Origin of the sequence: Pseudomonas sp. MWU318 (assembly GCF_016756945.1) — a bacterium.
GTDB classification, from domain to species: domain Bacteria; phylum Pseudomonadota; class Gammaproteobacteria; order Pseudomonadales; family Pseudomonadaceae; genus Aquipseudomonas; species Aquipseudomonas putida_A.
The window spans coordinates 325,387-346,757 of the sequence record NZ_JAESJL010000006.1 but is presented as its reverse complement, the minus strand read 5'-3'; the positions used below and the strand labels follow the sequence as shown (position 1 = coordinate 346,757).

Annotated in this window: 13 protein-coding genes; 10 read left to right on the top strand and 3 right to left on the bottom strand. The window is 59.7% G+C overall.

Annotated elements, in window-relative coordinates:
- Positions 1-44 precede the first annotated feature (44 nt).
- From accB to JN524_RS16710, 9 genes are all read left to right on the top strand, one after another.
- Positions 45-515 carry an acetyl-CoA carboxylase biotin carboxyl carrier protein gene (gene accB, locus JN524_RS16750; RefSeq protein ID WP_202370042.1) on the top strand — a complete coding sequence of 157 codons (471 nt, stop codon included), beginning with the start codon at positions 45-47 and terminating at the stop codon, positions 513-515.
- A gap of 17 nt (positions 516-532) precedes the next feature.
- Entirely contained in the window at positions 533-1,891 is a 1,359-nt protein-coding gene (gene accC, locus JN524_RS16745; RefSeq protein WP_027613593.1) for an acetyl-CoA carboxylase biotin carboxylase subunit, read from the top strand.
- 239 nt (positions 1,892-2,130) lie between these two features.
- A complete protein-coding gene (gene prmA, locus JN524_RS16740; RefSeq protein ID WP_202370041.1) occupies positions 2,131-3,009 on the top strand; it encodes a 50S ribosomal protein L11 methyltransferase in 879 nt (292 codons plus the stop codon).
- A gap of 30 nt (positions 3,010-3,039) precedes the next feature.
- Positions 3,040-4,332 (top strand): DUF3426 domain-containing protein, encoded by a 1,293-nt coding sequence (locus JN524_RS16735; RefSeq protein ID WP_202370040.1) that lies wholly within the window; start codon positions 3,040-3,042, stop codon positions 4,330-4,332.
- Between the two features lie 185 nt (positions 4,333-4,517).
- Positions 4,518-5,528, top strand: a complete 1,011-nt coding sequence (gene dusB, locus JN524_RS16730) for a tRNA dihydrouridine synthase DusB (protein ID WP_202370039.1) — start codon at positions 4,518-4,520, stop codon at positions 5,526-5,528.
- Positions 5,525-5,845 carry a DNA-binding transcriptional regulator Fis gene (gene fis / locus JN524_RS16725; protein WP_003221275.1) on the top strand — a complete coding sequence of 107 codons (321 nt, stop codon included), beginning with the start codon at positions 5,525-5,527 and terminating at the stop codon, positions 5,843-5,845. Before dusB ends, fis begins: the two co-directional genes overlap by 4 nt.
- Positions 5,846-5,927: 82 nt before the next feature.
- Positions 5,928-7,535 (top strand): bifunctional phosphoribosylaminoimidazolecarboxamide formyltransferase/IMP cyclohydrolase, encoded by a 1,608-nt coding sequence (gene purH / locus JN524_RS16720; RefSeq protein ID WP_202370038.1) that lies wholly within the window; start codon positions 5,928-5,930, stop codon positions 7,533-7,535.
- A gap of 147 nt (positions 7,536-7,682) precedes the next feature.
- Complete coding sequence (gene purD / locus JN524_RS16715; RefSeq protein WP_202370037.1) at positions 7,683-8,978, top strand: phosphoribosylamine--glycine ligase; 1,296 nt, start codon at positions 7,683-7,685, stop codon at positions 8,976-8,978.
- Positions 8,979-9,077: 99 nt separating this feature from the next.
- Positions 9,078-11,855 carry a response regulator gene (locus tag JN524_RS16710; RefSeq protein ID WP_202370036.1) on the top strand — a complete coding sequence of 926 codons (2,778 nt, stop codon included), beginning with the start codon at positions 9,078-9,080 and terminating at the stop codon, positions 11,853-11,855.
- A gap of 4 nt (positions 11,856-11,859) precedes the next feature.
- Here the strand turns inward: JN524_RS16710 and JN524_RS16705 are convergent, their stop codons facing one another.
- Together JN524_RS16705 and JN524_RS16700 are read right to left on the bottom strand one after the other, a co-directional pair.
- On the bottom strand, positions 11,860-12,579 hold the full coding sequence (locus JN524_RS16705; protein WP_202370035.1) for a hypothetical protein: 720 nt from the start codon (positions 12,577-12,579) through the stop codon (positions 11,860-11,862).
- 80 nt (positions 12,580-12,659) lie between these two features.
- A complete protein-coding gene (locus JN524_RS16700) occupies positions 12,660-13,463 on the bottom strand; it encodes a hypothetical protein (RefSeq protein WP_202370034.1) in 804 nt (267 codons plus the stop codon).
- Between the two features lie 267 nt (positions 13,464-13,730).
- Here JN524_RS16700 and JN524_RS16695 point away from each other — a divergent pair, with 267 nt between their 5' ends.
- Positions 13,731-14,327, top strand: coding sequence for a MarC family protein (locus JN524_RS16695; protein ID WP_047291049.1), 597 nt, complete (start codon positions 13,731-13,733; stop codon positions 14,325-14,327).
- 62 nt (positions 14,328-14,389) lie between these two features.
- On the opposite strand, the gene JN524_RS16690 is transcribed toward JN524_RS16695, so the two are convergent.
- Positions 14,390-21,343 (bottom strand): TcdA/TcdB pore-forming domain-containing protein, encoded by a 6,954-nt coding sequence (locus JN524_RS16690; RefSeq protein ID WP_237403098.1) that lies wholly within the window; start codon positions 21,341-21,343, stop codon positions 14,390-14,392.
- Between the last annotated feature and the right edge of the window lie 28 nt (positions 21,344-21,371).

The window sequence follows — 21,371 nt, the reverse complement described above, 5'->3', positions numbered from 1 at the left end:
CAAGCGTTAAACGCCCCTGACCGACCCTTGGGAGTTGATGATTCATGGATATCCGTAAAGTTAAGAAACTGATCGAATTGCTGGAAGAGTCCGGCATCGACGAGCTCGAGATCAAGGAAGGCGAAGAGTCCGTACGCATCAGCCGTCACAGCAAGACCCCGGCTCAGCAGTACTACGCTCCGGCGCCGATGCAGGCTCCGGCCGCTGCACCTGCCGCCGCTGCCGCTCCAGTGGCTGCTGCCGCTCCGGCTGCCGCTGCTGCTCCTGCTCCTGCACTGAACGGCACCGTGGCCCGCTCGCCAATGGTAGGCACCTTCTACCGTAAATCTTCGCCAACCTCGCCAGCCTTCGTTGAAGTCGGCCAGACCGTGAAGAAAGGCGACACCCTGTGCATCGTCGAAGCCATGAAGATGATGAACCACATCGAAGCTGAAACCAGCGGTGTGATCGAATCCATCCTCGTCGAAGACGGCCAGCCGGTTGAGTACGACCAACCGCTGTTCACCATCGTTTGAACTGCGGAGAGCCTTTGATGACTGCGAAGTTGGAAAAAGTTCTGATCGCTAACCGCGGTGAGATCGCCCTGCGGATTCTGCGTGCCTGCAAAGAGATGGGCATCAAGACCGTCGCCGTTTACTCCAAGGCCGACAAAGAGCTGATGCACCTGGGTCTGGCAGACGAATCCGTCTGCATCGGCCCGGCTTCTGCCGCTCAGTCCTACCTGCACATCCCGGCCATCATCGCTGCCGCTGAAGTGACCGGTGCTACCGCCATTCACCCAGGCTACGGTTTCCTCGCGGAAAACGCCGATTTTGCCGAGCAGGTCGAGAACTCCGGCTTCGCCTTCATCGGACCGAAAGCCGAGACCATTCGCCTGATGGGCGACAAGGTATCGGCCAAGCACGCGATGATCGAAGCAGGCGTGCCTACCGTTCCAGGTTCCGACGGCCCGCTGCCGGAAGACGAAGAAACGGCGCTGCGCATCGGTCGTGAAGTCGGCTACCCGGTGATCATCAAGGCCGCCGGCGGCGGTGGTGGTCGCGGCATGCGCGTGGTGCACAAGGAAGAAGACCTGATCGCCTCGGCGAAACTGACCCGCTCCGAAGCTGGCGCGGCGTTCGGCAACCCGATGGTCTATCTGGAAAAATTCCTGACCAACCCGCGTCACGTCGAAGTTCAGGTACTGTCCGACGGCCAGGGTCACGCCATCCATCTGGGCGACCGCGATTGCTCGCTGCAACGCCGTCACCAGAAGGTTCTCGAAGAAGCGCCGGCACCGGGCATCGACGAGCAGGCGCGCCAGGAAGTTCTGGCTCGCTGCGTCAAGGCGTGCATCGACATCGGCTACCGTGGCGCTGGTACCTTCGAGTTCCTGTACGAGAACGGTCGTTTCTACTTCATCGAAATGAACACCCGTGTTCAGGTGGAGCACCCGGTTTCGGAAATGGTCACCGGTATCGACATCGTCAAGGAGATGCTCAGCATCGCCGCTGGCAACAAGCTGTCGTTCACGCAGGATGACGTGGTGATCCGCGGTCACTCGCTGGAGTGCCGGATCAACGCCGAAGACCCGAAAACCTTCATGCCGAGCCCGGGCACGGTCAAGCATTTCCACGCCCCGGGCGGCAACGGCGTTCGCGTCGATTCGCACCTGTACAGCGGTTATGCGGTTCCGCCGAACTACGACTCGCTGATCGGCAAGCTGATCACTTACGGCGCCACCCGCGACGAAGCCATGGCGCGCATGCGCAATGCCCTGGACGAGATCGTGGTTGACGGGATCAAGACCAACATCCCGCTGCACCGTGAACTGACCCGCGACGAAGGCTTCTGCAAAGGGGGCGTGAACATTCACTACCTCGAGCACAAGCTGGCCGGCGAGAAGCACTAAGCTTCAAGTCCGCACCAGACAAGGCCGCCTTCGGGCGGCCTTGTTGTTTCTGCAGCAAAGTCAAAAGATCGCAGCCTGCGGCAGCTCCTACATTGGAATGCAAACTCCTGTAGGAGCTGCCGAAGGCTGCGATCTTTTGATCTTCAAGCATGTTCGTGTTCTGCCGCGCGCTCGCGTAAACTTGCGCGCTTCTCGCTGGCCGCTAGGCTGCAATCATATTTTTTTCAAAGGTGCCCGCCATGCCTTGGCTGCAAGTACGTCTCGCCATCAGCCCGGAACAAGCCGAAACCTACGAAGACGCTTTCCTTGAAGTCGGCGCCGTTTCGGTGACCTTCATGGACGCCGAAGATCAGCCGATCTTCGAGCCGGAACTCAACACCACCCCACTGTGGGCACACACGCACCTGCTGGCCCTGTTCGAGGGCGGCACCGAGCCTGCGCCGGTGTTCGCGCATCTGGAACTGCTGACCGGCAGTCCGCTGCCCGAGCATCACAGCGAAGTCATCGAAGACCAGGACTGGGAACGCAGCTGGATGGACGGTTTCCAACCGATGCGTTTCGGTCAGCGCCTGTGGATCGTGCCGAGCTGGCACGCCGCCCCCGAGCCTGACGCGGTCAATCTGTTGCTGGATCCGGGCCTGGCGTTCGGCACCGGCACCCATCCGACGACCGCCCTGTGCCTGGAATGGCTCGACGGTCAGGACCTGAAAGACTGCAACGTGCTGGACTTCGGCTGCGGCTCGGGGATTCTGGCGATCGCCGCCCTGCTGCTCGGCGCGAAAGAAGCCGTCGGCACCGACATCGACGTGCAGGCGCTGGAAGCCTCGCGCGACAACGCCGGGCGCAACAATATTGCCGACGAGCTGTTCCCGCTGTACCTGCCGGAAGATTTGCCGCAGGTCAAAGCCGACGTGCTGGTGGCCAACATTCTGGCCGGCCCGCTGGTTTCCCTGGCGCCGCAGCTGTCCGGTCTGGTGAAAACCGGCGGTCGTCTGGCACTGTCAGGCATCCTCGCCGAACAAGGTGAAGAAGTCGCCGCCGCCTATGCGCAGGACTTCGATCTGGACCCGATCGCCAATCGCGATGGCTGGGTGCGTATCACCGGCCGTCGGCGCTAGAATGGCCGCCTGCATAAACCGGATCGCCGCATGACCGACAGCTTCGTCACCCAGTGCCCGCATTGCCAAACCAGCTTCCGCGTCAGCCATGCTCAATTGAGCGTGGCCCGCGGGGTGGTTCGCTGTGGCTCCTGCCTGCAAGTGTTCAACGCCGCCAAACAGCTGCTGGAACAACACGCCGGCAAGGAAGCGGTCACTCCGGTGGCGCCGTCCATTGTCCAGCCAGCACCGACTCAGCCGGTGGTCAGCGAGCCGCCGCCGGTGGTCGAAGCGCCCGTCAACGACGAACCGCCCGCGCCGCGCGCCATCAGCCAAAAGCAATGGAGCGCCAGCGAGCTGGACCTGGACAGCCTCGACCTGGACGAAGAACTCGCGCGCCTCGAACAACGGGAAATCCAGCCAACTACCGAATTCGGTCGTCAGCGCGAAGAGTCCCTGAGCGCCCGCCGCGACAGCCCTGAAGCCGATGAAACGGAGTGGCGCGACAGCCTGTTCAGCGCACGCGACGATGAACGTCTGTCCGAGCCCGAAGATGAAATCGAATCCGAGATCGTCGAAGCCGAACCGGTAAAGACCGAGCGCACCGAGCCTTCGTTGTCACTGGAGCCGGTGGATCTGGACGATGAACCGCCGATCCCGCAACTGCGCCTGCACGACCCGATCGATCCGAATGCCCGTCGCGAACGCCTGTCGGCCAACGTCGAGCCGGACGATGACGAGTTGCCATCGGTCGAACCGCTGCGCAAAAAACGTCAACGTCCCGAACCCGGCGTGCGCGCCGAAGTGCTGCAGGATCTGACTGACGATCCGCTGCAACTGGACTGGCAGAAGCGCCGCTCGCCCTGGGGCCGACGCCTGCTCTGGGGCCTGCTGGTACTGTTGGCCGCCGCCGGTCTGGCAGGTCAGTACATTGCCTATCATTTCGACGAACTGGCGCGCCAGGATCAATACCGCCCATGGTTTCAGCAGTTCTGCCCGCAGATCGGCTGCACGGTGCCGTCCAAGGTCGACATCGGCAAAATCAAAAGCAGCAATCTGGTGGTGCGCAGCCATCCGGAATTCAGCGGGGCGCTGGTGGTGGATGCGATCATCTACAACCGCGCGACGTTCTCCCAGCCATTTCCGTTGCTGGAGCTACGCTTCGCTGACCTCAACGGTCATCTGATCGCCAGTCGTCGCTTCAAACCCGGCGAATACCTCAACGGCGACCTTGAGGGCATGGCGGAAATGCCGCCGCAGACGCCGATCCACATCGCGCTGGATATCCTCGATCCAGGCCCCAAAGCGGTGAATTACAGCCTGAGTTTCCACTCGCCTGAGTGAATCGCTTCATCGCTTCAGGTTTGACGGCAGTTTTCTGACTTCGCCCGCGCCCACCAAACCGCTGGTAATAACAGAATAACTGTTCAGATTTTGTTCAATTCAGCCTTTATCCAGTCATCGAGAGCGGGTATCATGCCAACCCTTTTTCGAACTCTCATGATCCGGCCCCACTTCAGGGAAGTCCTATGTCGGCGGTACGCATCGGCCCATATACATTGCAGAACGGTTTGATTCTCGCCCCGATGGCGGGCGTCACCGACCAGCCCTTTCGTCAGCTGTCCAAGCGTTTGGGCGCAGGGCTTGTAGTCTCGGAAATGGTCACCAGTGACATGAGCCTGTGGAATACCCGCAAGTCGCGCATGCGCATGATCCACGAAGGCGATCCCGAGCCACGCTCGGTGCAGATTGCCGGTGGCGATGCGCAGATGCTGGCGGACGCGGCACGGGCCAACGTCGAACTGGGCGCACAGATTATTGATATCAACATGGGTTGCCCGGCAAAGAAGGTCTGCAACAAGGCCGCCGGCTCCGCGTTATTGAAAGACGAAGCACTGGTGACCGAGATCCTGCAGGCCGTCGTCGCTGCAGTGGATGTGCCGGTGACCCTGAAGATCCGCACCGGATGGGATCGCGACAACAAGAACGGCCTGACTGTGGCGAAGATCGCCGAGCAGGCCGGGATCACCGCGCTGGCAGTGCATGGCCGCACTCGCGCCGATCTGTACACCGGTGAAGCCGAGTACGACACGATTGCCGCGATCAAGCAGGCGGTGTCGATTCCGGTGTTTGCCAATGGCGATATCGATTCGCCGGAAAAGGCCCGTTACGTGCTTGACGCGACCGGTGCCGATGGCCTGCTGATAGGCCGGGCTGCCCAAGGGCGGCCATGGATTTTTCGCGAGATCGAACACTTCCTGCGTACCGGCGAGAAATTGCCGGCGCCGGAGCTGAGCGAAGTGGAACGCATCCTGCTGGAGCATCTGGCCGCACTTCACGCCTTCTATGGGGATGTGATGGGCGTGCGCATTGCCCGCAAGCATGTGGGCTGGTATCTCGCAACCTTGCCGGGCGCCAGGGAGTTTCGCGCCCACTTCAATCGTTTGGATGGTACGGAAACACAATGCGCCAACGTTCGGGAGTTCTTCGCCGAGCGTTACAAGAGCCTGACAGGGGACGAAGAAGGGGTGGCCGCATGACGATGATGACCGAGACTTTAGTGAGTGGAACAGCACCCGTGAGCGACAACGTGAATTTGAAACAGCACCTCAATACCCCGAGCGAAGAAGGTCAGACCCTTCGCGGGAGTGTCGAGAAGGCGCTGCACAATTATTTCGCCCACCTTGAGGGCGCGTCCGTCACGGATGTGTACAACCTGGTGCTCTCCGAAGTCGAGGCTCCCCTGCTCGAAAGCGTGATGAACTACGTCAAGGGCAACCAGACCAAGGCCAGCGAGCTGCTCGGACTCAACCGCGGCACGCTGCGCAAGAAACTCAAGCAGTACGATCTGCTGTAAGCATTCAATCAAACCAGAAAGGCGCCCGCGTAAAACCGGTCGCCTTTTTTGCTGACTTCCTTTGCTTTTGATGGAAATTGAGATGACCGACCAGACTACCCGCCTGCCGATCCGCCGCGCCTTGATCAGCGTTTCCGACAAGACCGGGATCCTCGAATTCGCCAAGGAGCTTGAAGCCCTCGGCGTCGAGATCCTCTCCACCGGCGGAACGTTCAAGCTGCTGCGCGACAACGGTGTTGCCGCAGTGGAAGTCGCGGATTACACCGGTTTCGCGGAAATGATGGACGGTCGGGTGAAAACCCTGCACCCGAAAATCCACGGCGGGATTCTCGGTCGTCGCGGTATCGACGACGCGATCATGAACGAGCACGGCATCAAGCCGATCGACCTGGTCGCGGTCAACCTGTACCCGTTCGAAGCCACCATCAACAAGCCAGGTTGCGACCTGCCGACTGCGATCGAGAACATCGACATCGGCGGCCCCACCATGGTTCGTTCGGCAGCGAAAAACCATAAAGACGTGGCGATCGTGGTGAATGCCAGCGATTACGCCAACGTTCTGCAAAACCTCAAGGCCGGCGGCCTGACCTACGCTCAGCGTTTCGACCTGATGCTCAAGGCGTTCGAACACACCGCCGCCTACGACGGCATGATCGCCAACTACATGGGCACCGTGAATCAGGCTGCCGACGTACTGAGCACCGAAGGTCGCAGCGAATTCCCGCGCACCTTCAACAGCCAGTTCATCAAGGCCCAGGAAATGCGCTACGGCGAGAACCCGCACCAGAGCGCGGCGTTCTACGTGGAAGCCAAGCCTGCCGAAGTCGGTATCGCCACCGCGACCCAACTGCAAGGCAAAGAGCTGTCGTACAACAACGTGGCCGACACCGACGCCGCGCTGGAATGTGTGAAGAGCTTCGTCAAGCCGGCCTGCGTGATCGTCAAGCACGCCAACCCGTGCGGCGTGGCGGTGAGCCCGGATGCCGAAGGCGGTATCCGTCAGGCCTACGAACTGGCCTACGCCACCGACACCGAGTCGGCCTTCGGCGGCATCATCGCGTTCAACCGTGAACTGGATGCCGAGACTGCCAAGGCGATCGTCGAGCGTCAGTTCGTGGAAGTGATCATCGCGCCAAGCGTCAGCGCAGAAGCTCGCGCCATCGTCGCCGCCAAAGCCAACGTGCGCCTGCTGGCCTGTGGCGAGTGGTCGGCGGATCGCGCTCCGGCCTGGGACTACAAGCGCGTCAACGGTGGCCTGCTGGTGCAGAGCCGCGACATCGGCATGATCGGCGCCGACGACCTGAAAGTGGTGACCCAGCGTGCACCGACCGAACAGGAAATCCACGACCTGATCTTCGCCTGGAAAGTCGCCAAGTACGTCAAGTCCAACGCCATCGTCTACGCCAAGAACCGTCAGACCATCGGTGTCGGCGCCGGCCAGATGAGCCGCGTAAACTCCGCGCGTATCGCCGCGATCAAGGCTGAGCACGCCGGTCTGCAAGTGGCCGGTTCGGTGATGGCCTCGGATGCGTTCTTCCCGTTCCGCGACGGTCTGGACAACGCGGCCAAGGTCGGTATCACTGCCGTGATCCAGCCAGGCGGCTCGATGCGTGACGCTGAAGTGATTGCTGCCGCTGACGAGGCTGGCATCGCGATGGTGTTCACCGGCATGCGCCACTTCCGTCACTGATACACCGCTCCCTCTGTGTAGGAGCTGCCGCAGGCTGCGATCTTTTGATCTTGCTTTAAAGGATCAAGAGCAAAGATCGCAGCCTTCGGCAGCTCCTACAGGTTTCACAGCGGTTGGTAGCGCCCCACAGAATTTGAGGTTTTTGAAATGAATGTTTTGATCATTGGCAGCGGTGGCCGTGAACACGCCCTGGCCTGGAAAGTGGCTCAGGATCCGCGCGTGCAGAAGGTTTTCGTCGCGCCGGGCAACGCCGGAACCGCGATTGAAGCCAAGTGCGAAAACGTCGCCATCGACGTGCTGGCCCTTGAGCAACTGGCCGATTTTGCCGAGAAAAACGTTTCCCTGACCATCGTCGGCCCGGAAGTGCCGCTGGTGGCTGGCGTGGTCGATCTGTTCCGCTCCCGTGGCCTGGACTGCTTCGGCCCGACCGCCGGCGCTGCACAGCTGGAAGGCTCGAAAGCCTTCACCAAGGACTTCCTCGCGCGTCACAAGATCCCGACCGCCGACTACCAGAACTTCACTGAAATCGAGCCGGCCCTGGCTTACCTGCGTGAAAAAGGCGCACCGATCGTGATCAAGGCCGACGGCCTGGCCGCCGGTAAAGGCGTGATCGTTGCCATGACCCTGGCCGAAGCTGAAGACGCCGTGCGCGACATGCTCGCCGGCAATGCGTTCGGCGATGCCGGTTCGCGCGTGGTAATCGAAGAATTCCTCGACGGCGAAGAAGCCTCGTTCATCGTCATGGTCGACGGCAAGAACGTCCTGCCGATGGCCACCAGCCAGGACCACAAACGTGTTGGCGACGGCGACAGCGGCCCGAACACCGGCGGCATGGGTGCCTACTCCCCTGCCCCGGTGGTCACAGCCGATGTGCACCAGCGCGTGATGGACCAGGTGATCTGGCCGACCGTGCGCGGCATGGCCGAAGAAGGCAACGTCTACACCGGCTTCCTGTACGCCGGTCTGATGATCGACAAGGCCGGCAACCCGAAAGTCATTGAATTCAACTGCCGCTTCGGTGACCCGGAGACCCAACCGGTGATGCTGCGTCTGCAGTCGAGCCTGGTGCTGCTGGTCGAAGCCGCTCTGGCGCAAGCGCTGGACAAGGTTGAAGCGCAGTGGGATCCACGTCCGAGCGTCGGCATCGTGCTGGCCGCCGGCGGCTACCCGGGCGACTACGCCAAGGGCGCGGTGATCAACGGTCTGGACGCAGCCGCAGGCCTGGAAGGCAAAGTCTTCCACGCCGGTACTGCGCTGAAGGATGGCAAGGTGGTGACGGCCGGTGGTCGCGTGCTCTGCGCCACCGCCATGGGCGCCAGCGTCAGCGAAGCGCAGCAGCAAGCTTACAAGCTGGCCGCCGCCATCGACTGGGAAGGCTGCTTCTACCGCAAGGACATTGGCTACCGCGCCATTGCCCGTGAACGTGGCGAAACCCAGGAATAAGCTGTCCTTCACGTCCGGCGCGGGATGCAGTCCCTCGCCGGGCTGTTCCGCCGCCGCGCATCGTTATATTCTGGCATCAACCTACGAAGGGATTTCGCCGTGCGCTGGCTCAGGATTGCCATAAGCTTCACCGTCACGTTGCTGACCTTGCTCTGCATGCTTCCGGCTCTGGCCGCGCAAGGCAGTGGCTGGTCGGTATTGCTTGACGATCAGGGTAATCTGCAACTGAGCGACATCCGCTCGGCTCGCTACACCAATCAATTCAGCCCTATCGAACTTGATCGCCTCACGGCGGCCGAGCCCGATGGCGCACTCTGGCTGCGTTTCAAACTGGCACCGGGCAAGCACGAGCAAGTGCTGCGAATCTTCGCCCCGGACCTGTCCAACCTCAGCCTCTACGTGCTGGACGGCGACAAGCTGATCGAGCAACGCACTTCCGGCACCCAGCAGCCACAGGTCGAGCGGCCACTGCCGAGCAGCGACTTCCTGTTGCCGCTGCCGCAAAGCGACAAGTCCCTCGACGTTTATCTGCGGATGGTTTCCGACCATCAACTGCGCCCGCACATCACCCTGCAATCGGCGGTGATGAGTGCCGCCAACCAGAACCAGACGCTGATCTTCGGTCTGCTGTTCGGCTGTCTCGGCATGTTGCTGCTGCACAACATCGTGCGTTACGCCTACTCCCGCTCGCGCAGCAGCCTGTGGCTGGCGGTCTGCGAAGGTCTGCTGGGCCTGAGCCTGTTGCTGTTGCTCAACCTCGCCGGCCCGTGGTTGCCGAACTGGCACGCGATCCAGACCCCGGGCGCCTATCTGGCGTTGCTGCTGACCGCCCCGGCCGGGCTGATGTTCGCCCTGCGCTTCTTCGCCCCGCTCGGCCCGCACCCGCTGAACAAACTGTTGCTGGGCGACATTCTGTTCATCGTCATCTGCAGCCTGCTGCTGTTGTTCGTCAACACACTGCCGCTGAACATCATCACCTACGCGCTGGTGGCGCTGGCCGGTCTGAGCATGCTGTTGGTCGGCTTCTATCACTGGCAGAAGGGCTACCGTCCGGCGCGACTGTTCGTTGCCGGGATGGTGGTGTTCAACATCGGCACGCTGATTATTTTGCCGGCCCTGCTGGGGCTGACCCTGGTGGCGCCGCAAGGCCTGATCATGACCTTGATGGGTTTCATCTGCATCAGTGGCTTGCTGATGAGCATCGCCCTGGGTGAACGCCAGCGCAGCATCACCGAAAGCCGGTTCAGCATCAGCCGCGACCTTGCCGCGAGCAATGCCGAGATCAACGCCAAAGCCGAATTCCTCGCCAAGATCAGCCACGAAATCCGCACCCCGATGAACGGCGTGCTGGGCATGACCGAGCTGCTGCTGGGCACGCCACTGTCGGTCAAGCAACGCGATTACGTGCAAACCATCCACAGCGCCGGCAACGAACTGCTGACGTTGATCAACGAGATTCTCGACATCTCCAAGCTCGAATCCGGGCAGATCGAACTGGACGATGTGCAGTTCGACCTCAACGCGCTGATCGACGACTGCCTGAGCATCTACCGGGCCAAGGCCGAACAGCAGAACGTCGAGCTGATCAGCTTCATCCAGCCGCAAGTGCCGCGCGTCATCAGCGGCGACCCGACCCGCTTGCGCCAGACCCTGCTGAGCCTGCTGGAAAATGCTCTGAAGAAAACCGACGAAGGCGAAGTGCTGATCGTCGTCGCCCTCGACGAGCGCAGCGTCAAACCGCGCCTGCGCATCGCCGTGCAGGACAGTGGTCAGCCGATGGAACCGGAGGAGCGCGATGCGCTGATGCACGCCGAACTGCACAGCAAACACTTCCTCTCGGCCAATCGTCTGGGTGGCAACCTCGGGCTGGTGATTGCGCGGCAACTGATCCGCCTGATGCACGGCGAGTTCGGGATCAAGAGCGGCACCAGTCAGGGCAGCACCTTGTGGCTGACCCTGCCGCTGGACCCGGATCGCCTCGAACACCCGACCTCCGACCTCGACGGCCCGTTGCAAGGCGCACGCGTGCTGGTGGTGGACGACAACGACACCTGCCGCAAGGTCCTGGTGCAGCAATGCAGCGCCTGGGGCCTGAACGTCAGCGCCGTGCCATCGGGCAAGGAAGCGCTGGCGCTGCTGCGCACCAAGGCGCACCTGCGCGACTACTTCGATGTGGTGCTGCTGGACCAGAACATGCCTGGCATGACCGGCATGCAACTGGCGGCCAAGATCAAGGAAGACCCGAGCCTCAATCACGACATCCTTTTAATCATGCTCACCGGCATCAGCAACGCGCCGAGCAAGATCATCGCGCGCAACTCCGGGATCAAACGCATCCTCGCCAAACCGGTGGCCGGCTACACGCTCAAAACTACGCTGGCCGACGAGTTGAATCAGCGCAATAAAGGTCAGGTGGTGTTCCAGCCGCAAGTGGTCACCCCCGCGACGGCGGCCAAGGTGCCGAGCGATTTCCGCATTCTCGTTGCCGAAGACAACACGATTTCGACCAAAGTGATTCGCGGCATGCTCGGTAAACTCAATCTGCAACCGGACACCGCCAGCAACGGCGAAGAAGCCCTGCAGGCGATGAAGGCCCAGCGTTACGATCTGGTGCTTATGGACTGCGAAATGCCGATCCTCGATGGCTTCTCCGCGACCCAGCAGCTACGGGCGTGGGAGGTCAGTAATCAGCGCATACGCACGCCAATTGTCGCGCTGACCGCACACATCCTCGCCGAACACAAGGAACGCGCGCGTCAGGCCGGGATGGACGGGCACATGGCCAAACCGGTGGAACTGTCGCAACTGCGCGAGCTGATCGAACACTGGGTGGCCCAGCGCGATCAGCAGAATCGAAGTACTGCGCAAACATCCTGATCAGTCAGTCCGCGTTGGCCATAAACGTGTCATCCACCTGACCGTCAGTCACCATTTCGATCAAGTCCATGTATGGCTGCACGTGGCCCGCGAGGATTTCGCGGATCGGATCGAAGAGTGGTGGAGCAAGATCCAGTTGCAGGAATTCCTGCTCTACCAGCCCCGACACATTGGCGGCCGTAAATACCTGGGCGTACGGATTGATTGCGCCGACCGCCGAAGACTTCAACGTCATGTAGGCCGCGTTGATCCGTGGGCCGGGTTGCGCGACGATGAGCAGGAAACGAAATCGACCGAAGTCCGGTTCGTCCTCTGGACCCTGTTCGATCGACTGCTGAACCCGCTCACGCAGCGACTCGATGAGCGGGTCTGCGGCCGACCGCCCGACAATGTCTTTCAACACTGGCGCCAGCGTGCCCTTGTCGGCACTTTCAAGTCCACCCTCCATATAGTCCACCAGCCACGTCATGGCTGTGTCACTGGATTTGCGTGGAGGACTGAGCTCGAACGATTTCCAGTCTTTGCGCAGCCAGTTGTCCTTCAGAACCTGCTGCCAGGTCGCGTACCAGTCATCCTGCTCACTGGTTAGCGGGAACATATTGGTGGCAACCAGTTGAGCAAACAGGAGGGAATGTTGTACATCCTGTTTTTCCTGCTCGGTCATTCTTGACGACAGCAGAACCAATGCGCCAGCATTGCGATAACTTGCATACTTTTCCTGCACTGGACATCTCCTCGATTTGATCACGCGGCGACTGCAAACAGCCACCACGCGAGTTGATTAAACTTCAGATATTCACTGACTTACTTTAGCTTCAGAGCCCACTTACTTACATTAGTCACTGCACGCTCACCCAACTTTCCGGCAATGATATCGCGAGTCTTGGCGATGATAAATGGAACCATCGTCATATGAGATTCACCTTTATACAGATCTACCGAACTGCTATCCCAGTTAACGAACAGAACTTTGGTTTGATTAATCCGATTAATAAAGCGCACAGCACCCATTGTCAGGATAACTTCCTTACCCGGTGTTTCAAGGCACGAACCAACAGCGAAACCACCGTTAGCCTTGTTTTTGACATTCCTGTCGAAAACCTGAAGTGGTTGCTCGGAGCTTTGCAGAGAAGATATCGCATCGGTTGCCACTTTCAGCATCAGCGCCGAAGTCGGACCCGGCAGGGCAGCTGCAGCTGCGGCGGAGCCGAGAATGGTCAGTGCAAGCTGGTCCATCGTGAAGCTTTTACCGGACGCTTTGGTAGAGTCGTAATATCCCCTGAGAATGGTCCAACCACAGTCTTGCATGACTTCCAGAAAGGTTTTGTACCACTTCTCGCCATCGCGTTCCAAAGGGTGTTCCTGGTTTGCCACCAAGGTCGCAAAAAGATAGGTATTACGAACGTCTGCCTGATTTTGTTCAGACATGCCCGACACGAAAGCAATAATAGCTTCACCTACGATCGCGGCCTGATCTGGCTGCTCGACATCAAAAGCAGTTACACCGGCAAAGCTGCGAGGGGCCAATACAACCTGATCGGAATTTACATCATAATTGTTCAAGCGCTCCAGTCGATCGGCAACACTGAGTACGGTATTAGTTTGCATTATTCACTTCCATTAGTTTGTTTTTAATTGAGCTCTTCCCGAGCCCGCAGTGCAAACTTACGCAGAAAACCTTCACCCAACAAGCTGATGAGTGTTACTAATAAACAACAACAGCAACTTACAACCGGGAAATCAAAAACCCTTTAAAGCAAACACCTGTAAAAAGCGAACAATTGAACTAAGCCGTACGGCAAGCAATCGAGTCCGACAGACCGCCCGTTGCCTGATAGACTTCGCTCAACTTTCACCGGCACGGACTTCTCCCCCATGCTCCACGTGTTATTCAGCGTTTACCTGAAGATGCTGGTGCTCTACAGCCCGTTCTTCGTGTTGTCCTGCTTCATCAGCCTGACCCGTGGCTACTCGCGCAAGGAACAGCGGCGCCTGGCCTGGAAAGTAGCGATTGCCACCCTGGTCTCCAGCGTCTTGCTGTACCTGTTCGGAAGGGTGATTTTCGATGTATTCGGGATCACTGCGGACGCATTTCGCATCGGTGCCGGCAGCGTGCTGTTCATTTCGGCGTTGGGCATGGCCCAAGGCAAGCCTGTGGTGCAGAGTGACAACGTGCAACAGGACGTGACGATCGTCCCGCTGACCATCCCGCTGACCGTCGGCCCGGGCACCATTGGCGCCCTGCTGGTGATGGGCGTCAGCCAGCCGCACTGGGACGACAAACTGACCGCGATCATGAGCATCACTCTGGCCAGTTTCACCGTAGGGGTGGTGCTGTATCTGTCCAATCACATCGAACGGGTGCTCGGCGATCAGGGCCTGCAGATCGTCAGCCGGCTGATGGGCCTTTTCGTCTGCGCACTGGCGGCGCAGATCATCTTTACCGGGATCAAGGGCTATCTGGGGTCCTGAACGAAAAAGGGCTGCGGAGGAAAATCTCCGCAGCCCGGTCTGATCTGCCAGCTCGCAATGGCTTACTGGTCGATGGACAGCCCGATCAGCGCGCCGAGTTCCAGCAGGGTTTCCGTGGCCATCGCACTCATCAGCTCCTCCAGGCTAACGGTCACCGAGATTTCGTCAGGTAACGCAATCCCGAATGTCACCTGCTGTTGCCGTGCCGCATCAAGGCTCGTGGCATTGCGCAAGATGATACTGCTTCCCGAATCAGGATCCGTCAGCAGCAAATGGCCGTCGGACATCGAGACCAGCCATCGCTGCATCGGCTCCAGTGCCAACGCCAGATGAATGCCTGCTTCCTCGGCGTCGACAATCAGGCAATCAAGCCGATCCCAAGTCTGTCGGGCCAGTGAAAGGTAATCTGCAGATTTCGCAAACTTGAGTACCAGTGTATCGACGCCATCCGGAATCGCTACAATCCTGCCCGATGAGCCAATACCGTCGATAACCAGCGTATCTGCAATCCGGCTGACCGCTTCCACAGTCATCCATGTATCGATGGGTTCAATGTCTTCACTGGCATTGCTGAACAGTCGGCCCGTTACAGGGTCATGCAGCACCAGGGTCTGATCGTTCGCCACGCCCAGATATTGTGGCCATTCACGTCCTGACACCGAGACACTGAGCAGACGGCCGGCTGCGACGTCATACCAGCTGCAAAGATTATCGCTCCTGCCCGTAAAGAGGTAAGGACCGCTACGCTGACCGGCAAGCAGTCGCGCCAGTTTTTGCTCCCGCGCCTGACGAGACGCCAGGCCATTGAAGAATTCGACTTCCACACCGACGATACGCGGTGGCTCGCCATCGGCCAGGTCGAACAGCACGTGGTCATGCCGGCGGACGTGCAGGCCGGCTCCATTGGGCACGGCCCAGGCAAAAGTGTCCCGCGGCATGACTCGCTGCATCGGGGCCAGCAAGTGCGCCTGCAGCAGACGTGTCCCCGAACCGAATGCCGCCACCAGGCTTTCAGGCGCCATGAAGGGCTGACGATAGATTCGTCCGGTTGCCCAGTCCATCATCCACGCCGCTTTTTTATCTGGCGTCAGCCTCAACACGCGCATGGCTTTGCCCGCCGTGTCGGCAATCAGAAATTGCTGATCCAGATAGATGACATACAGCGATGTCTTGCCCGTTGCATCGCTGATACCTCCGACTTCCACGCCATCGGCGGACTCGTTCTGAATGTCGGTCCCGACCGTTTCCCACCACTTGAACCCTTGCCCAGTGCGCTGCTGGCGGGCCGACAGCCATGCGTGATTGAGTCCCACCAGCCGAGTCTGGCCGTCGTCATTCATCTGGAACAGCATGCCTTCATCAGTGAGGATGACGTATTGTCCGCCCTGGCGGTGCACATGCTGCACCTCAAGGTGCAAGACACTTTGTGCAAACATCTCGGGCATCTGATCCGCTGCGCCGATATGCTGTCGATAAACAAGGCGATGGCCAAGATGATGAAACAACACCGTATCGCCGTTTGATTGAAGCGGATCAAGCAGCACCCAATCGAGAAAGTCAGGTGTACCTTCCGTATTGCGCAGCACAGGCCGAATGACGCGCTCATCTTCACTGCGCACCCAGGCTCGGGTGGCTTTGCGCAAATTCTCGTCGAAGGTGTCGATCGTAATCATTGCGCCCAGTGTGAATTCCACTCTCTGGTCATCAAGTACCTCATGGTATGGGTAGTCGTGCCGTCGGAGGAAATCCGAAACATTGTCGCGTCCTTCACGAATGATCCACGGATGGTCTGAATTCATATCGGAGATCGCAGTAAGGGCGAGGTAGTCTTCACCGAGCAGGTAAGTCAGCTTGTAGAAGCTTTTCCACATGTCTTCAAAGCGCTGGACCACTTGCAGCAAACCCTCTGGCGTCGCCTGAATCGAAACAATGCACGGGTTTTTTGATGAATGTATTTTCATCACCCGGTAAGTGCGCTTGATCTGCCCTGTGACCAGATCCGTACGCCAGATGATTCCCTGCGCCGGGCAGTAATAAAACATCTCCTCGCCGATCTTCGGGCCGATGCAGATCTGCGCCGCATACTGTGGGTCCAGTCCGCGCACCAGATGCATGGCGTCTTCGGTGTGGTCGTACCAGGCCGTGGTACGAACACCAGTCAGGGCATCGTGATAGTTGCGGATGACCGTCGGGCCATCGGCCAGACGATGAGCGCGGGCGAGTTCGCGCAAATGCTTGCGTGTGGCCGGGCCGTCGGCATCGTTGAGCGCGTCGAGTTCAGCAAAGAGCAGCGCTCCCGTTGCCCAGCCAACCTGATAGAAGCCCTCCGCAAGTTGCAGGTACACGACACTCCTGGCGGGCACCTGCACCCGCATCGAGCCCAACTGAAAAGTATCCTGTTCCAGCTTCACCGCCGCCGCACTCACCCATGGGGCACGCAATGACCACGTCATTGGATCATCGGAGGAAACCTGCAGCCGCAACGACTTGACGCCCTCGGCCAGGGTGATCGAGCAGTGCCCGCCAGTGGCATCGATGTCATAGCAAAGGTAACCGTGCACCTCCTGCGGCAATGGGGGGACGTGCAGAAAACGCTGATCAGGGCCAATCGCAACACTGACCCGGGTTTCCGCGTAGTTGGGCACCATTTTTTCGATGATGTATTCGGTCGGCAACCGGTAAAAAGTGAACCAGAATTGCCGCTTGCCTTCCCTGTCGTGCTCCAGCGCCAGAGCCGTTTCCAGGTTTTCCCTGAGTGTTGTCGAAAAGGGTAGACCACCGTATTCGTAGCCCAGGAAGCACTCTGGCAAACTCGGCAGCACGACGCTTTCAATACCGGGAGTCATATCGAGGGAAATCGTACCGCGAAGGTCGAGAGTCTCTCGAAGGCTGAAAGCCTTGCTGCGATCCCCAACGATCTTCGGCGGATGCAGATCGGAGTAATCGTCCGCTGCGAAAATTTTGTGGTGGCCGAAGGTAATGAGCCCTTTGCGCAAATCAAGCCCGGTATAGACCGCACAAGGATTGGCAATGTAGGTATCGCCTTGCACCGAATGGCTTTGCGGTCGATAGGCCGAATGCACATCATTCAGATACCGGCCGATCCGTCTTCCACGTTCTGCCCTGGCGCTGAACCCCTCGACCAGGGCGCCGATGCCCACCGCCAGCCCGCCCAGAATCACCCCGGCGCCGCCGAGGAAGGCCGCCGCCGTGCCCGCACCGGCAACACCGGCGCCCAAAGCGCCAACACCCAGCGCCAGCCCAGCTGAATCGAAGGCCAGCTGCGTGGCATAGACCGCACGCTGGATATCGTTTTGTGCATTGACCAACAGATAAATGTCGAAGCCGATGCTGGCCAGCTGCAAAACGGTTCCGACACCTTCGTTCAAGACGTTGCCCAGTGCATTACTGACAATCGACGAGGTGGTTTTGGCCACCCGCAGTCCGTCGGTAAAGGCATGACGCACCAGATTCAGCAGCTGTACTGCGTCGACCACCAGCCCGTGAGCCATCTGCGCGTAGGCCAGGTAACCGTGGATGCGCACTGCCGACGTCAACGCGGTCGACCCCATCCCGGACTCCGCGCTCTGCAACCCGAGCAGCAGGGCTTGAATGGCAAATCCGGCATTGAGCGTGTGCACCGCACCGACATCCGTCGGATCGATCACTGGCGCCCCCGCGCGTCTGCCGGACAACGCTTCAAACGTATCGCTCAGGTAAGACTTGATCCCTTGCAGGCGCGTGTCATCGGTCTGCACTGTGCGTGTGCGCTGCGGATCACTGGCACTGACCATGGTGATTTCGCTGCGCCCTTGCGCAGTGCTCTTCAGGGAGTCGAACACCGGAACGAAGTCACGAGACAGTTGATGCTGGTCCTGTAACCGCAGGGTCGCGCTTTCGATCGTCCGCGCCCACTTGTGGCTGTCCACACTGCTCAGCGCCTGTCCCAGACGCGCGTTCTCTGACAGGGAACGCGCGCGCAAGGCGGCATGCTGACTCCAGGGTTCGACGGCACGCCCGCCACCCAGCGGATCACTGCTGAGCAAATGCTCAACGCTAATTTCCGAAGGCAACGATTTACCGGCAATGCTTGCGCCGTCGAGTTCGATGACCTCGAAAACGCTGGCAGCCCCCTGTTCCAGACCATAAAGCCGGGCAATCACTTCCTCCTGCATGAAGCGCTGGACGCCTTGTTGCAGATCCTCGATCCGGGCGAACGCGTACAGCCCGAAGTTGGGATCGTAGAAGCGATAGGATGTCTCGCCTTGCGCTACAACCTTGCTCACCAGCATCGAATGATTGTCTGTGTTGAGCAACAGGCTGCCGGCAGCGGTTTTTGCTTCCAGCGTCTGCATCACAGTGGCCAGGTTCGCCGCCGGTCTCTTCTCGCCAAATCGCGCCATGGGTACGCCACGCAACTCGTCCAGCACCTTGAGCAGGGCATGGGCTTGCGGTGCGTCGGGAGTGAGATTGGCAATCGCCAGTTTGCCGATCAGCGCGCGCTCGGCCGAAGCGCCTTTCTCCAGCGCGGCGGCCATCACCAGCGCCAGTGGATAGCAGCGTCGACCCGGATCCCCCGCACCGCGCAGCAGCAAATCCTGTGGCAATTGCCTGCCCGCGTAGGCGCCTGCCTGGACGAAGGTCTCACGTACCGCCTTGCCCCGAGAGAGGATCGACGCCCGGCGCTCATTCATGGCGGCGACTTCGACCCGACTCACGTACTCGCGCCATTGCCGTACGCTGATCGGTTCGGCAAATGCCTGCGCCTTCAACACCCTGGAGTTCTGCCCGAGCGATTCACGCTCCGATGCATTGACTCGTGCCTCGACCGGTGCAGGATCGCGATTGAGCAGTGTCTGTTCGATCACCTCGTAGCGCGCGACCAGGCCACGGTCTCGCGTATCTTCGGCAAAGGCGACGGTGGTTGCCCAGGCGTCTGCGAACCCGACCTGATCCAGTGTTGCGGCACTGAACAGGCCGCCGAACATCACCCGATGCAGTGGACTCAACTGCTCCAGCGGCAACTTGCCCGCCGCGATGCGCGCCAAGGCCTCGTTGAGATTACCCAGTGACTCGGCCCCCATGGACGTTGGAGCTTTGTCGACTGTCTGGTTCAGCACCTGCTGTCGAGCATCAAAATCGAGGCGGATGGGGACGTTGAACGTCACATCACCGGTCAAGCGGTCATTCATGGCCCGTACAAACGGCTCACCCAGGTCATCCAGCAGTTGCTGCAGAACCGAAGTCAGCAACACTGATTTTCCTTCTATGACCGGCCAGCCAAGTTTGAACGTGAGGGTCCGCTCTTTCAGCAAGTCGGCCAGATTACCGGCGTAGCGCGACTTGACCTTGCCCGAATTCCACTTCTCATGTTCTTTTGCCAGCCAGTCTTCGGGGGTATCCTTGACTGCCCAACCGGAGATCATTTCCTCTTCGGTAAAGACGTTGAAGCCCTCGACCTGCTTCAGATATTTGCGAAGCGTGGGCAGTTGCTCATACTGCAGACCTCTTTCGGCATAGTCGATTACACCGCTTTCAAGTGCGCCGGGACCGGTCATGTAGATGGTGCCCAAGGCGTCGGGACGAATCCCGTCCTGATAATAATCGGTGATGGCGCCTACGAGTTTTTCTGCTGAATAGGCCGCGGATTTTGGCAGCCGCCCATTTGCTCGAGCTTCAAGTACGACCTCAATAGCGATGCCCCGGACTGCCGCCACATCTGATGGTGTCACGCCCGCGATGCTCATGCGGCGCTCAACCTCATACAGGCAGTCATAGTTCGTCCGGATCAAGTGCATGCTCGCATTGACCATGCCGCTGCCAGGGTGAGCCACAACATAGGCATTCATTTCACTCGCCGACGGATTGCCCCAGGCCGCGCCGCGCCCGATGGCATCCTGGGGTAAAGACGTCGGCTGCGGCGAAGCGAAAATCTGCTCCACACCCGGCCTGCTCCGGGCAAATGCGCTCAGTGCCTCGAGATGCTCGGCGGGAATATGCCCGGTTCTGTCGACATAACGTTGCCGATCCCGCCCCGGCATCAAGGCATCGTCATGGTTGAGCATTAACTGCAGGACACCGATCTTCGCGTCTGTGCTGAAACCACTGATGTCCACGCCGCCCGGTCTCTCGATCAGCGGCGGCAAATAATCCATGTCGCTGTAACGTCCGCCCTCGAGAAATTCGGCCTGCAACCGCACCACATCACTGGCTGCGGCAAAGTTGCCGCGCATGGCAACTTCGCGCTGGTAGACGTCCGCCAGAAAGTGACTGGCAAACTCCTGGCGAACATCGCGCAGGCGCAAGTCCTCACCCACCATGGCCTGATGTGAATCCAGACATTTCTGGCGGAAGGCTTCGAGCGTCGCACGGTCCTTGCCATAACCGCGCACCATCAGGTCGATCCGCGCCTCGTCTGCGCGTCCGGCCCAGCGTGGCTGATTCAGGTAGTCGAACATCTGCTGTTTGAGTACCCGTGCGCGGTCTTCGATCATTCTCGACAGTCCCGTCGGGGTTACCTTTTCGTCCTTTAATACCTTCATTGTGTCCGCACGGGCACTGTCGAGAATCACCCGGTTCATTTCAAAGGCCAGCAGCGCGTCACTGTCATACCAGAGATTGAATGCATATCCCTGCGACGCCAGCACTTTGCGCCAGATGTTCATGTAATCGCGCTGATTCGGCCCGACCTCACTGCCACCGACCCAGACAAAATGCATGATGCGCGGTATCGGTTTGCCAGCGGAGAGCATCTTCACAGTCGCACTCAGGCGGCGGTCGTAGTCGCCCAGTTTCAGGCGCAGTTTATTGACCTGAGCATCCGCGGCGTCCAGCTGTGGTGATTCAATCGCGTCCTTGAGCAACCTGATCGCTATCAGTTGCTCCGGAAGACTGGTGGCCGCAGCGGCCCCGTCGTAGTAGCGCAAAGGAGCCTCCCCCAGACTACCGCTGACGGACTCAAGTTCTGTGCGCGCAATAAGATCGGCGAACACTCTGCCCATCGTGACTTCATCCATAGTGCTCAATGCAATTTCCTTTTTTTTG